General features: G+C 71.3%; 10 protein-coding genes. 8 read left to right on the top strand and 2 right to left on the bottom strand.

Annotated elements, in window-relative coordinates; translation table 11 throughout:
- Positions 1-10: 10 nt before the first annotated feature.
- The 4 genes from AB0K15_RS05610 (at position 11) to rpmG (ending at position 4978) form a co-directional block, all read left to right on the top strand.
- A complete protein-coding gene (locus tag AB0K15_RS05610) occupies positions 11-1333 on the top strand; it encodes an amidohydrolase family protein (RefSeq protein WP_364045926.1) in 1323 nt (440 codons plus the stop codon).
- A 118-nt stretch (positions 1334-1451) separates the two neighbouring features.
- Complete coding sequence (locus AB0K15_RS05605; RefSeq protein WP_364045924.1) at positions 1452-3005, top strand: amidase; 1554 nt, start codon at positions 1452-1454, stop codon at positions 3003-3005.
- A complete protein-coding gene (locus AB0K15_RS05600; protein ID WP_364045922.1) occupies positions 3002-4072 on the top strand; it encodes an acetamidase/formamidase family protein in 1071 nt (356 codons plus the stop codon). Before AB0K15_RS05605 ends, AB0K15_RS05600 begins: the two co-directional genes overlap by 4 nt.
- 741 nt (positions 4073-4813) lie before the next feature.
- Positions 4814-4978, top strand: a complete 165-nt coding sequence (rpmG, locus tag AB0K15_RS05595; protein WP_364045920.1) for a 50S ribosomal protein L33 — start codon at positions 4814-4816, stop codon at positions 4976-4978.
- A gap of 88 nt (positions 4979-5066) precedes the next feature.
- On the opposite strand, the gene AB0K15_RS05590 is transcribed toward rpmG, so the two are convergent.
- A complete protein-coding gene (locus AB0K15_RS05590) occupies positions 5067-6575 on the bottom strand; it encodes a sialidase family protein (RefSeq protein WP_364045918.1) in 1509 nt (502 codons plus the stop codon).
- 281 nt (positions 6576-6856) lie between these two features.
- Between AB0K15_RS05590 and AB0K15_RS05585 the strand changes: the two genes are divergently transcribed.
- A complete protein-coding gene (locus AB0K15_RS05585) occupies positions 6857-9706 on the top strand; it encodes a BTAD domain-containing putative transcriptional regulator (RefSeq protein WP_364045916.1) in 2850 nt (949 codons plus the stop codon).
- Between the two features lie 4 nt (positions 9707-9710).
- Here AB0K15_RS05585 and AB0K15_RS05580 read toward each other — a convergent pair whose 3' ends face one another.
- Positions 9711-10328: a LuxR C-terminal-related transcriptional regulator gene (locus AB0K15_RS05580; protein WP_364045914.1), complete on the bottom strand. Its 618-nt coding sequence runs from the start codon at positions 10326-10328 to the stop codon at positions 9711-9713.
- Positions 10329-10534: 206 nt separating this feature from the next.
- Here AB0K15_RS05580 and AB0K15_RS05575 point away from each other — a divergent pair, with 206 nt between their 5' ends.
- The 3 genes from AB0K15_RS05575 to AB0K15_RS05565 all read left to right on the top strand — a co-directional run bounded on the left by AB0K15_RS05575 (position 10535) and on the right by AB0K15_RS05565 (position 14018).
- Entirely contained in the window at positions 10535-11566 is a 1032-nt protein-coding gene (locus AB0K15_RS05575; RefSeq protein ID WP_364045912.1) for a hypothetical protein, read from the top strand.
- A gap of 93 nt (positions 11567-11659) precedes the next feature.
- On the top strand, positions 11660-13345 hold the full coding sequence (locus AB0K15_RS05570; protein WP_364045910.1) for a sulfatase-like hydrolase/transferase: 1686 nt from the start codon (positions 11660-11662) through the stop codon (positions 13343-13345).
- Positions 13346-13391: 46 nt separating this feature from the next.
- On the top strand, positions 13392-14018 hold the full coding sequence (locus AB0K15_RS05565; RefSeq protein ID WP_364045908.1) for a TetR/AcrR family transcriptional regulator: 627 nt from the start codon (positions 13392-13394) through the stop codon (positions 14016-14018).
- The last annotated feature ends 115 nt before the right edge of the window (positions 14019-14133 follow it).

Below are 14133 nucleotides of genomic sequence, written 5' to 3'. Positions count from 1 at the left end.
CTGGGAAAACATGAGCCGTCACGAAGACCACGACGCGATCAAGAACACCGTCTACGACCTTGTCATCAAGTCCGCCCGCGTCGCGTCCGGCGAGGCCCCGATCGACATCGGGATCTCCCGGGGAGTCGTGCGTCGCCTGGCACCCGGTCTCGCGGGCCGAGCAGCGCTGAACGCCGGCGGCAACCTGGTGACACCTGGTTTCGTCGACACTCACCTGCACCTCGACAAGTCCCGGCTGATGGCTCGCTACCGCCACTTCGACGGCACGCTCGCCTCGGCCATCACCGAGACGGCAGAGCTGAAGAAGGGCTTCACCGAAGGCGACGTCCACCGGCGGGCAGCGCAGACGCTTCGCGACTGCGTCCTCCACGGCACCACCCGCGTCCGCACTCAGGTCGAGGTCGACGACGTCGTCGCGTTGACGTCCTTCCGTGCCGTCAACGCAGTCGCCGAAGAATGGCGCGACTACGTCGACGTCGAGGTCTGTGTTTTCGCTCAAGAGGGTCTCACCCAGTCGGAGGAGACCAAGGCGCTCATCGAGGCCGCTCTGGAACAGGGTGCCCCCGTCCTCGGTGGTGCGCCGTACGCCGACGTGGACCCGCTCGGCCAGCTTGACTGGATCTTCGAGCGGGCGCGGCACTTCGGCGTCCCCATCGACCTCCATCTCGACCTCGCCGAGACCGCCGACGGCATGCTCCTCGAGGAGGTCTGCCGGCGCACCGTCCAGCACGGGATGCAGGGCAGGGTGACGGTGGGGCATGTCACCCAGCTCAGTTTCGTGACGCCGCAACGCTTCGCCGACCTGACGGCGCTGGCCGTCGACGCCGACCTCGCCTTCACCGTGCTGCCGGCCACCGACCTGTTCCTCATGGGCAGGGCACTCAGTCACGCCAAGCCCCGCGGAGTGCTCGACGTGAAATCCCTCATCGGCAACGGCTTGCGATGCTCGGTGGCCACCAACAACGTCCTGAACGCCTTCACTCCCTACGGGGATGGGTCGCTGATCCGGATGGCCAACCTCTACGCCAACATCACCCACCTGGCAGGGGAGGGCCTCGAACAGGCCTTCTCGCTGGTGACCAGTGGCGCGGCCCGGGTGGTCGACCCCGGCAGCGCGGCAAGCCTGGTCGAAGGAGCCCCGGCAGACCTGATCTGTCTGCCGGCCGACAGCGCGGCCGATGCGGTCGCCACCATCGCCGAGCCCTTGTGGGGCCTCAAGCGCGGGCGGCTCACCTTCACCAGACTCCGCCCAGTACTCCAGACACCACCCAACTTCGACACGTCCCGGCGGGACATCGGAGGGCCGGACCCGGTGCGAGCCGCTCCCGGCTGAGGGCAGGGCTCGTCACCGCACTGACGCCCAGGTCATCGGCTGAGCTCCGACACGGGATCGAACAGCAAGAGAGGCAACGTTGATATCCAGCACCCCCAATCCTCCCCCGGACGGTCTGATGCAGGCGTTCTGGAGTTACGAACACGCGCTCATGGACAACGATCTGGCCGGCTTGGCTCGGCTCTTCGCTCCGGGCAGCGCAACGCTTCGAGGCGATGCGGCAGGATTGCTGGTCGGTCACCACGAGATCACCTCATTCCGAGCCGCGCGTGGCGGTGCCGCACGCCGCTCCATCGTCGGGGTCCACGTACGGCCGATCGACGACAGCCATGCGATGGTCGTGGCCGTCACGGAGTTCGAAAGCGGGGGGCAGGGCCAGCAGACTCAATTGTGGCAACGCATCGACGGAGCGTGGCAGGTGACCGTCGCCCACGTCCATCAGCCGGCGCCGGCCCTTGACACGAGGATCTGGCGCATCGTCGGCAATCCGTTGGTCGTTCGCGCGGACGGAAGCGAAAACGGGCCGCTCGCCGGCGAGTCGGTGGCGATCAAGGACATCTTCGAAGTCCGCGGTTTCCCCGTCGGGGCGGGCAACCCCACCAGGCTCGCCCAGGCCTCGCCGGCGCGGGTCAACGCTCCGGCCGTGCAGCGGCTCCTCGACGCCGGCGCCTCTCTCAAGGGGATCGCACAGACCGACGAGTTCGCGTACTCCATCGCGGGCGACAACCACCACTACGGCACCCCGCCCAACCCCCGGGCGCCGCGTCGACACGCGGGAGGCTCGACGAGCGGGCCCGCGAGTGCGGTCAGCCTGGGACACGCGACCGTGGGTCTCGGGTCGGACACCGCCGGCTCGATCCGGGTGCCGGCCTCCTACCAAGGGCTCTACGGCCTTCGCACGACGCAGGGCGCCGTCCCGGTCGAGGGCATGATGCCGCTGGCACCCGCCTTCGACACCGTCGGGTGGCTGGCCCGCGACGCCGAGACCCTGGCCCGCGTCGGCAGCGTGCTGCTGCCACCACGCCGGACCAGGAGCCAGACGCGGGAGCAGGCGACGGGCGAGACGACCTACTTCGCCGCCACCGCGCTCATCGATCAGGCGGAGCCCAGCGTCGCCGCTGCGGTCCTGGCAGTCCTGCCGAGCCGCGCTCGGATGGACGAGGAATGGCGGCCGCCACTCGACGTCTGGAGTGAGGCCTTCCGCACTCTCCAGGCGTTCCAGGCATGGCAGTCGCACGGCGACTGGATCCAAGGGCGAGAAGAGCATCTCGGCGCCGACGTACGCGACCGGTTCGCCTACGCAAGCACCGTCACTTCCGAGGAAGCCCTCGCGGCGGCCGAGGTGGTCTCCTCGGCTCGGACCGAGATCCGAGAGACCCTCGCCGGCCGGGTTCTGATTCTGCCGACGACCCCCACCGTGGCTCCGCTCAGGCATGCCGAGATCCAGTCTGTGCGGCAAGCAACGCTCCAGCTCACCTGCCTCGCGTCGATAGCGGGCGTACCCGCCTTGAACATTCCGCTGAGAACCAGCGAGGGGTTGCCGTGCGGCGTGTGTCTGGTCGCTTCTCCCGGCCGCGACCACGATCTCTTGCGCCTGGCCCAATCGGTGGACTTCGCCACCGCTGCCGTCGGAGCGACGTCGGGTCAGTCGCGGGAAGGCGCAGGGCGGTGACGGGGGAGCCGATGCCGGCGCTGCAGCCCGGCACGGGGCCGATCCGGGCGGCGGCATACCTGCCGAGCACGCTCGACCACGTCCTGTGGGGCCGGCTGCCGTGCGCCACCGACAGCCCTGTGCTCACGGTCGACAGTGGCTCCAGCGTCACGTTCGACACGATCAGCCACGAGGGCATCCTCGAGGACCAGGGGCGCGACCCGAAGGCGTTCTTCGGTGCGCACGGCGTCGCCGAGGTGCTCGAAGACGCGATCTCCCTCGCGGCCTGCGGCCCCGCAGGAGAGCCCGACCACACGTTCGGCGTCGACGGGCCGCACGTGGTGTCCCGGCCGGTCGCTGTCAGCGGCGCGCTGCCCGGCGACCTGCTGGCGATCACGGTCGAGGAGACCCTGCCTCGCGTGCCCTACGGCGTGGTCAGCAACCGCCACGCGAAGGGCGCGCTCCCCGACACCTACCCGCTCGGCGACCAGCAGGTGCACAGCGTCTTCACCCCCGTCGTCGACCGGAAGGGGGTCATCGGGCCGGCCCGCTTCGACCTCGCCCCCTTCCTCGGGATCATGGGCGTCGCAGTGGCCGGCAACCAACGACCCCACAGCGTCCCCCCGGGGCCGCACGGCGGCAACCTCGACATCCGGATGCTCACCACCGGCGCCACCCTCTACCTCCCGGTGCAGGTCAACGAGGCCCTCGCCTACGTGGGAGACCCCCACTTCGCCCAGGGCGACGGCGAGGTCAGCCTCACCGCACTCGAGGCCAGCCTGCGCGCCACCGTGCGCTTCGACGTGGTCCCCCACGAGAGCGCCGTTCGGGACTTCGGCGACCTCGTGGCCCCGATCGCGGAGACAGCCGAGTTCCTCATCCCCACCGGCCTCGACGAGGATCTCGACGTCGCGATGCAGAACGCCGTCCGGGCCGCGATCGCCCTGCTCGGCATTCGCTACGGCATGGACGCACCGAACGCGTACGCCTACCTGTCGGCCGCCACCGATTTCCGCATCTCCCAGGTCGTCGACGTCGTCAAGGGCGTTCACGCCACCATCCGGAAGGCGGACTTCCTCGGCGGGTGAGAGGCCATCGCGTGCTCGATCGGTTGTGCGGGTTGTTCGGGTGCTCCCGCTGCTACTGGTTCTGTCGCGTGTAGACAGTCGTCACCCGAAGCCGGCCAGCCGGGACCTCGAGCTCGGCGACGGAGGTGTACGGGTGTCGTGGATGAGGAGCTCGACAGCTTCGGACGCCTCTCCGGCGCCGAGGAGTACGAAGACTTGTTCGGCTGAAGTGTGCATCTCGAAAGAGGGACGCCGGACTGGCCATCGCCTTGTCACCCTCGAAGCGGCCGGGCCAGCGTGACGCCAGCCAGACGCGTCTCGAAAAACGGCGTTCGAGCGACTGACGGGGACGGCTGGGACGGGGTATGGGTGAGGCGTCCCACCTGTCCCGACCAAAGGGTTCGCGGCTAGTGCGTGAATGTGAAGTGTCCCGTTGCCGGGACGGGCAGGACGGCCGGACCGGGTTCACTCAAGTCACAAGTAGGTAAACAAAGGAGTGTCCGCCTTTTCCGCCTTGACAGAGAGTCGGCGACCGTCAGCACAATCAAGCTTCGGGGTGCTCCCCAACAGAAGCCGCCCTGCGAGGACTGCATCCCCCCAAGCCCCACCGCACACGTCCGAAATGGACGGACACCAGCACCCTCCGCCGACGTGACCCCGACCACCACACACCGGGACTTTTCCGCCCCCTCCCACCGTTACACCCACTGCGGAAGCCGGAGGAACCCGGTGACCGCCACGAGCAGGAAGGGGTGAGAACCGATGGCGAAGAGCGTTTTGCGCCCGGTGATCAAGCTGCGTTCCACCGCCGGGACGGGATACACGTATGTGGCGACCAAGAACCGCCGCAACGACCCGGACCGGATGGTCCTGCGCAAGTACGACCCGGTCGTCCGCGGGCACGTGGACTTCCGCGAAGAGCGCTGACACCGAGCAACGCCCAGGGCTGAGGGTGGTCACCACGACCACCCTCAGCCCTTTTCGCAACCCCAGCCCCGGCCGCGGCCGGGAGAAGTCAGCCGCAGTGCCCCAGTGGCGCGTCGAACTTGGTGGTGCCGACCGAGCCGCCCCAGGTCACGCACTTGCCGGCCGCCGAAGCCGTGACCGGACCGGCGAACCAGGAGTACGACCCGGAGTCCGTCTGCTTCGTGCCGCCCTGCACCTGCAGGTACGCGGTGGTCTGCGATGCCGTGCCCGCGCCGGAATTCTTCATCGTGCTCACGCAGTTCTTGCCGGTGGCCGCGTTGTAGGACAGGTACACCGTGCCCGCGGTGCCGAGCGAGCCCTGGTCGATCACGCCGTAGCCCGAGCCGCACGCGGGCGCGCCCAGGTTCGCGTCGGTGAACTTCGCCCAGCGGATCGCCGCGCTGGAGTTGCCCTGCGGGCCGCCCTCGAACAGCACGCCGGCCGAGCCGGTGCCGAGCGAGACGAGGTCCGAGTAGGCCGCGTCCTGGCTCCACACCAGGAACCCGTCGGTGTCACCCTGCCAGCTGCCGCCCTCGTCGAACGACGAGCGGATGCGCAGCGCGTGCCGGTGGTCGCACACCGAGGGGCCCGCGAAGATCAGCCGCGTGTACGCGCCGCCGGTGTCCGTCGCGCTCATCGCGAGCGTGGAGCCCTGCACGTCGGGCGTCTTCGCCAGGCCCGGCTCGGTCACGAACTTCTGGCTGAACGTCTGGCCGCCGTCGGAGCTGATCGCGTACGCCCGCTCGACGGTGGAACACATCGTCCCGGCGTTGTTGCGCGCGGAGGCGTAGATCTTGCCGTCGGGCAGCTCGGTGAGGCTGATCTCCTGCGGGTTGAGCGCGGCGTTGTTCGTGCTCGCGTCGTGGGCGCCGAGGTGCCAGGTCGAACCGCGGTCGTCGCTGTAGATGATGGCGCCGGTGTCGGGCGCGGAGCTGTTGACCTGGTAGCTCATACCGGCGACCAGACGGCCCTTGTGCGCCCCGCGCGTGAGCACCGAAGCGTGCGACGGACCGGTCGCGAGCCAGCCCGGTGCCGCGGTGAAGCCGAGCTGCGTGGTGAGCACCTGGGGCGCGGCCCACGTCGAGCCGTTGTCCTTGCTGACGCTCACGCGGGGAACGCGGCCGCACGCGGCGTGCGGGGCGACGCACTGCATCACCGAAAGCAGCACCACGCGGCCGTCGGGCTCGTCCGCGGTCGGCGGCACGACGACGGGCGTGGGGTTGCCCTTCACGTCGCCGAAGCCCTGGATCACGATCTGCAGCGGGCCCCACGTGGAGCTGCCCTTGGCCTGGCGCTTCATGACCAGGTCGATGTCGCCGGTGTCGGCGCAGCTGTTCTTGCGCCCTTCGGCGAAGGCGAGCAGGTCGCCGTTGTTGGCCTTGACGATGGCGGGGATGCGGAAGCACGAGTAGCCGCCGGTGCCGGCCTGGTACACCACCGTGCTGGCCGCGTCGGCCGACGCGGCGGGGGTCGCGCCCGGCACCACGGCCGCCGCGGCGAACGCCGTCGCCCCGGCCAGCGCCGCGAGCAGTCCTCGTGCGACACGTCTCAGATTCACTGTCGGTCTCCGTCCTGGGGGCCGTTCCCCGCGATCGCGGGGCGGCTGCCGAAAGTGCTCCCAGGCTCCGGCGCGGTCGTACACACGGCGTACAACCGCACGCACAATCGCTTTTGTACCAAGGAGAACTGTTTGCCCGGCGGTGACCTGGCCGTGATCGTCCCACGTCCTACCTGCGGGACTGGTGTCCTGTCCGCAGGGCGCTCTCGCGGACCCGCGCTGTAGCGGGCGCTACGCTCAACAGGAGACGTGCCCGCAACCGGTGAGCGAGGGAGGAACCGGTGAGCGAACCCGGTGCCCCCACCGGCGTCCGGTTCGAGCTGCTGGGACCGCTGCGCGCCTGGCGCGGTGGCCACGAGCTCGCGATCGGGTCGCCGGCGCAGAACCTGCTGCTGGCGGTGCTGCTCGCGCGCGCCGGACAGCCGACCGGGGTCGACGAGCTCGTGGGCCTGCTGTGGGAGGACCAGCCGCCGGCCAGCGCGGTGAACGTGATCCAGCGCTACGTCGGCGCCCTTCGCCGGCTCGTCGAGCCCGACCTGCCCGCGCGTTCGCCCGGCCACTGGCTCGTGCGCCACCCCGGCGGCTACGGCCTGCAGGTCGACGCCGCCTCCTCCGACCTCGTCGAGTTCCGCACCCGCGCGCAACGAGCCCGCCGCGCGGAGAACGCCGACGACGCCCTCGCCGAGTTCAACGCCGCGCTCGCGCTGTGGCGCGGCCCGTGCGCGGCCGGGCTGATGATGCCCGGGCGCGCCCGCGCGCTGCTGGCCGGCATCGACCAGGAGGGCCTGGCCACGGTCGTCGAGGCCGCCGACGTCGCCCACGCGGCCGGGCGCCCGCTGCAGCCGTTGCTGCAGCATCTGGAGCGGGCCGTGAAAGCCGATCCCTTCAACGAGACCGTGCACGCCCGGCTCATGCTCGCGCTCGACTCGGTCGGGCGCCGGGCCGCGGCGCTCGAGGTGTACCGGGAGATCCGCAAGCGGCTGGTCGACGAGCTCGGCGTCGAGCCCGGCGCGGAGCTCACGCGCGTGCAGCACGACGTGCTGGCGCAGCAGTCCGAGGAAGTGCCCGTGGTCCGCGCGCCGCAGGCCCGTCCCGTGGTGCGGCCGGCACAGCTGCCGCCGGATCTGCCGACGTTCACCGGCCGCCGCGACCAGCTCACCCGGCTCGCCGCGTTGTTCGACTGCGCCGCCGAGCGCCGGCGCGTCACCGTCGCGGTGATCGACGGGCTGGCCGGCACCGGCAAGACCTCGCTGGCCATCCACCTCGCGCACCAGGTCGCCGACCGCTTCCCCGACGGGCAGCTCTACGTCAACATGCGCGGCTTCGACCCCACGGGCGCCACCGTCGACCCGGCCGACGCGCTGCGCGGTTTCCTCGACGTGCTCGGCATCGAGGCCACGCAGACGCCTTCGGGTCTCGACGCGCGCAGCGGCCTCTACCGCAGCCTGCTCGCCGGGCGGCAGATGCTCGTGGTGCTCGACAACGTGCGCGACTCCGAGCAGGTCCGCCCGCTGCTGCCCGGCAGCGCGGGCTCGGCCGTGATCGTGACCAGCCGCAACCGCCTCAGCGCCCTGGTCGCCACCGAGGACGCCGACCTGCTGACACTCGACACGCTTTCGTCGTCGGAAGCCCGCGAGACGCTCGTGCGCCGGCTCGGCGAGGAGAAGGTGGCGGCCGAGCCGGAGGCCGTGGAGGAGATCATCGAGCTGTGCGGCCGGCTGCCGCTCGCGCTGGCGATCGTCGCCGCGCGCGCCCGGACGCACCCGCAGTTCTCACTCGCCGACATCACCGCGAAGCTGCGGGCCACGCAGGGCACGCTGGAGGCATTCCGCGGCGACAGCGCGGGTGACGTGCGCACGGTGTTCTCGTGGTCCTACCGAGTGCTCGAAGCCGGTGCGGCGCGGCTGTTCCGGCTGCTGTCGCTGCACCGCGGCGCCGACTTCTCGACCGCCGCGGCCGCGAGCCTCGCCGGCGTGCCCCTGTCGCAGGCGCAGGACCTGCTCGACGAGCTCACCCGCATCCGCTACCTCAGCGAGCACCGCCCGGGGCGCTACCTCGCCCACGACCTCGTGCGCTCGTACGCGATGGAGCTGCGTGAGCAGACCGACCCGGCCGACGAACAGGCCGACGCCCTCGCGCGGCTGGTGAACCACTACCTGTGCAGCACCCACAGCGCGTACCTCGCGCTGAACCCGCACCAGCTCCCGATCGACCCGCCCGTGCTCGAGCCGGGTGTGACCGCCGACCTCGCGCGCGGCTACGGCGAGGCGATGGAGTGGTTCGAGGCCGAGCTGCCCGCGTTGACACTGCTGATCCGGCAGATCGCCGGGGTGCCACGGCTGGCCGGGAACGTGTGGAAGCTGGTGCTGAGCCTGCAGCCGTACTACCAGCGCAGCGCGCTCTACCACGACTGGCTCACGCAGGCGGAGCTCGCGTTGCGCGTCGCCGTCGGCACGGGCGACCTGGTGGCGCAGGCCAACGTGCACCGCAGCCTCGCGGGTGCCTACCACTTCGTCGAGCGCTACGACGAAGCGCTGGAGCACCTCAACCGCACCGCGGAGCTGTTCGAGCAGCTCGGGCTGGCGGCCGACCAGGCCTACGTGCACAGCAATTTCGGCACGGTGTTCGCCAAGCTGGGCCGGTTCAACGCGGCGCTGGAGCACCACGAGCGCGCCTTCGAGCTGTACCGGGCGAGCGGCAACGTGAAGGGCGAGGCCATCGGGCTCGAGGGCATCGGCCGCTGCCTCAGCGAGATGGGCGGCAACGCCGAGGCCGTGCCGCTGATCCTGCGCGCGATGAAGCTGTACGAGGACATCGGCGACCGCAACGGCGAGGGCAACTGCTGGAGCACCCTGGCCACCGCGTACGGCTCGCTCGGGCACCTCGACCAGGCGATCGACGCGTGGCGCCGCGCCGTGACCTACTACCGCGAACTGGGGAACCGCTCCGACGAGTCCGACTCCCTCGTGGCGCTCGGCGACGCGCTCGGCGAGGCGGGCGACCCGGAAGGCGCCGAGAAGGCGTGGCGCGAGGCGCTGCACGTGCTCGAGGCGTTCGGCATGCCCGCCGCCGACGACGTGCGCCTGCGACTCGGCGAGCCGGCTCCCCGGGTGGCGTCGCCCGGCTCGTGAGGGGTCAGATCAGGCCTTCGCGGATCGCGTAGGCCACGGCGTGGGCGCGGTTGCGCAGCTCCAGCCGGACGGTCATCTTGCTGATGATGTTCTTCACCGTGCGCTCGCTGTAACCCAGCTGGCTCGCCACTTCGCCGGCCGACAGCCCGTCGGCGAGGAAACGCAGGATGTCGGTCTCACGGCGGTCGAGGCGGTTCTGCCGGGCCGCCGCGTGGGTCAGCCGGCGCACCTGCGTGCTCAGCCGCTCGACCGGGTCCGCCGGGTGCGCGCCGGCCGCGTCGACCACGGCCTGCGTCACGGCCTCGCTGCGGCTGGTCGTCTTGTCCAGGATCGTGACCACGCGGTGGTGGGCGAGCTCGGTGATCGGCAGGTCGTCGAGCCGGCCGATGACCAGCACGGACGGGATGTCGAGCGTCGCGGCGACCCGTTCCAGGATGTCGCGCGTGCGCGGCGTGAACCGGTCGGTGACCACGAGCGAGACCTCGGCGCCCATCGGGCGCGTGCGGTCGACCACGGCGACTTCGGGCTGGCCGTCGAAGTAGCTTTCGAGGCACGCGCGCGTGAGCGCGTCGGAGACCGAGAGCAGGGTACGCACGGTTCCGGTCCGCAGGGTCTGGTTCATGTTGCCAGCATGCGCGAGTGGACTGATCAACTACTCCGGGCGCGTTCAGTCGTCGTTCAGTGGCCGCGCAGAGCACCCCGCGGCGGTGGCCGTTCGGTCACGCGTGCGGGAAAGTGCTCGACTCCCCGGCGGTGATCGAGTTTGATGCGGGCAGGGGGCAGGTGGGTCCTTCTCAGGACCCCGGACGACGAGCTGGTGCGAACAAGATGGACGACGTTTTGGCCGAGGTGGCCGAACTGGGGCTGACCGCGAAGCTGACTCCCGTGGCGGGTGGGATCGCCGCCGTGTGGCGCTGTGACCTGCTGCGCGACGGCGTGGCGCTCTCGGCCGGGCCGGGCTACGGCGCGGGTGCCACCGCGGAACGCGACGCCGTGCTCGACGCCCTGACCCGCCGCTTCGGCGGCGCCGCCTGGCTGCGCCCGGCCGACGTGCGCGCGGTGCCGGCGCCGGAGCTGGCGACGGGCCCGCTGGCCGCCGACGAGACCGTGTGCTCCCTGGCCCGCTACACCGAGCTGCCCGTCGGCACGCTCGCGTACCGGAAGTTGCTGCCCGCCGGCCTCGGCGCGGTCGCCGCCGTGCCGGCCGTGCTCGCGATCACCGACTACGGCCGCGCCGGCCACCTCTTGCTGCGTCACTCCGTGGGTGACGTCGTGGACTACGACGCGCTCGGCACCCGCCAGGCCGCCGCCTCGTGGGGCGCCGCGACGACCGGCGCCGAGGCGACCGTGCGCGCGCTGATCGGGCTGCTCGACCACAACGCCCACGAGTCGATGCTCGCCGGCGCCCGCCCGGCGCTGCTCGACCCGGCCGGCCTGCCCCCGGACCTGGCCGCCCTTCTCGCCTCCGCATCGCTCGCTTCGGGCGGGCCCGTGCGCGTCGCCGACCTCACGCCGCAGCTCGGCGTGCCCGCCTACCTGGCCGGCGACCGCGCCGCCTGGGGCGCCGGCGTGTCGTTCAGCCGGCGCTGCGCCCTGACCGACGCGTTGACGGGCCTGCTTCGCCGCCGCGCCGCGACCCCCGCCGCCCGGTGCCCGGCCCTGGCCGAGGCCGCGGAATCCGTGCCGTTCCGGGAGAACAACCTGTCCGGCACGGCGCCGGAGCTGCTGGCCGAGCTCCTGGACAGCCTCGCCGCGCGCGACCTGACGGCCTACCTGCGCGAGCACCACACCGGCCGGGTGTCGGTGGTCCACGTGTTCGTGCCGGGGCTGCGGTGCCGGGAGAGGCTCACTTCGGTGTGATCCGGGGCAACCCGCTGAACCGCTCGGCGTTTCCGTCCGTGTAACGAAGAGGAGCACCGGCCGCCGCGCCGGTTTCGGGCGGAAAGGAACCCCGTGTCACTCTTCACGCGCACCGACGACCGCGAGCTGTCCGGAGTGGAGGAACCGGACCCCGCGCCGCCGGAGCGGAGCCGGGTGCGGCGCGTGACGGCCGTGGTGCTGACGGTGCTGGCGTGCCTGCTCGTGCTGTTCGCGCTGGTGGCGCCCAACAACCTGGGGGAGCTCTCGCCCGCGGCGTTCATCCGGATTCCGGTGGAGGCGCTGGTCGTCACGGCGCTCGCGCTCGTGCTGCCGCCGCGGTGGCGGCGCGTGCTGGCCGGTGTGGTCGGCGCGGTGCTCGGCGTGCTGACGGTGCTGAAGCTCGTGGACATGGGGTTCAACGAGGTGCTCTCGCGCCCGTTCGACCCGATCTTCGACTGGAGCTTCGTGAGCGCGGGGCTCGACTTCCTGCGCGGTGAGGTCGGCGGCGCCGGGGCGATCGCCGCCGTGGTGGGTGTGGTGCTGCTGATCCTGGCGGTGGTCGTGTTCACGACGCTGGCCACGATGCGGCTGACGCGCCTGGCGGCCGGGCGGCGCACGGGCTCGACGCGTGTGGTGGCGGTGCTCGGGGTCGTGTGGATCGTCGCGGCGGTGTTCGGGGTGCAGCTCGCGCCCGGCCAGCCGATCGCGTCGCGCAGCGCGGCCGCGCTGGCGTTCGACGACATCCGGCAGGTCGGGACCGACCTGAACGACAAGCAGGACTTCGCGGCGCAGATGGCCGCCGACCCCTTCGCCGACACCCCGGGTGACCAGCTGTTGCAGGGGCTGAAGGGCAAGGACGTGCTGCTGACCTTCGTGGAGAGTTACGGCCGTTTCGCGATCGAGGGCTCCGACATCGCCCCGGCCATCGACGCCCAGCTAGACCAGGAGACGAAGAGCCTGCAGGCGGCCGGGTTCGCGGCGAAGAGCGGGTTCCTCGACTCGTCGACGTTCGGCGGCGGCAGCTGGCTCGCGCACTCGACCGTCCAATCGGGAACGTGGGTGGACAACCAGCAGCGCTACAACGATCTCCTGGCGAGCAACCGGCTTTCGCTCACCCGAGCGTTCGGCAAGGCGGGCTGGACGACGGTGCAGGACGTGCCGGCCCACACGATGCCGTGGCCCGAGGGCAAGTACTACGGGTTCCAGCACTACTACGACTTCCACAACGTCGGCTACCAGGGACCGGGTTACGCCTACGCCACGATGCCCGACCAGTACACGCTGTCCTTCCTGCAGCGCACCGAACTCGCCGCGCAGCACCGCAAACCCGTGATGGCCGAGGTCGACTTCGTGTCCAGCCACGCGCCGTGGTCGCCGCGTCCGTCGCTTGTGGACTGGAACAAGGTCGGCGACGGCTCGATCTTCGACCCGCAGCCGGCGATGGGGGAGGACCCGGAGCAGGTGTGGAAGGACCCCAACGCCATCCGCGCCGCGTACGGCAAGGCGATCCAGTACACGCTCTCGACGCTGACGTCCTACTTGCAGACCTACGGCACCGACAACACGGTGCTGGTGTTCCTGGGCGACCACCAGCCACCCGTGGTGACGCCGGCCGGCGTGACGCACCAGGTCCCGATCACGATCGTGGCGAAGGACCCGGCGGTGCTGAACCGGGTGTCGTCGTGGAACTGGACCGACGGCATGCGCCCGGCCACCAATGCGCCGGTGTGGCGCATGGACACCTTCCGGGACCGGTTCCTGACCGCGTTCGCCAAGTAACGGGCCGGTCGCTGCGCGCCGCGCGGGCATCGGGGAAGCTGTCGGGGTGGACGAGGACTCGGCGGAACGGACGGGCTATCGGCGGTCGGCGGGCTCGCCGCGCGGGGAGGCGCGGCGGCGCGAACTGCTGGCGCGCGTGACAGACGACCTCGCCGTGAACGGCCTCGTCGACTTCTCCCTCCGGCGCGCGGCGCGGGCGGCCGGCACCACGCACAAGGTGCTGCTCTACCACTTCGCCGGCGCGGAGGACCTGCTCGCCCAGGCCGTGTTCGCGTTGCGCGAGCGCCGGATCGCCAACGCGCTCGCGGCTATGGCAGGCGGCGCGAAGCAGCGCACGCTCGCCGGCCGCGTGCGCGTGGCGTGGCAGACGCTGCGCGACGAGGAGGCCGGCCTGCGCCGCGTGCTCGACCAGGCCGTCGGGCTCACCATGTACGACCCCGAGCGCTACGCCGACCTCGGCCGCGGCTCGACGCGGCAGTACCTGGACCTCCTGGGCTCGTTCTGCCCGGAGCAGTGGCCCGAGCAGCGCAAACGCGAGGTGGCCGAGCTGGTGCTGGCGACGCTGCGCGGGTTCGTCGTGCACCGCCTGACCAGCGACGATCCCGGCGGCGCCGACGCGGGTTTCGCGGCGCTGGAACGGGCGCTGCAGCGGGAGGAAGCCGCCGCGGACTGAGCCGCTCCGGCCCTGCTCCGGGCCGGCCGCACTGGACGGGTTTGCGAACCACGTGGTTCACTTCTGGTGGGGCGAACGACCGGGAGGTCCACATGGGGTGTCGACGAGCGGGGTT

The sequence above is a fragment of the Amycolatopsis sp. NPDC049253 genome (genome assembly GCF_040678995.1).
Lineage (GTDB): Bacteria > Actinomycetota > Actinomycetes > Mycobacteriales > Pseudonocardiaceae > Amycolatopsis.
This window is presented reverse-complemented; position numbering and strand designations above follow the sequence as displayed.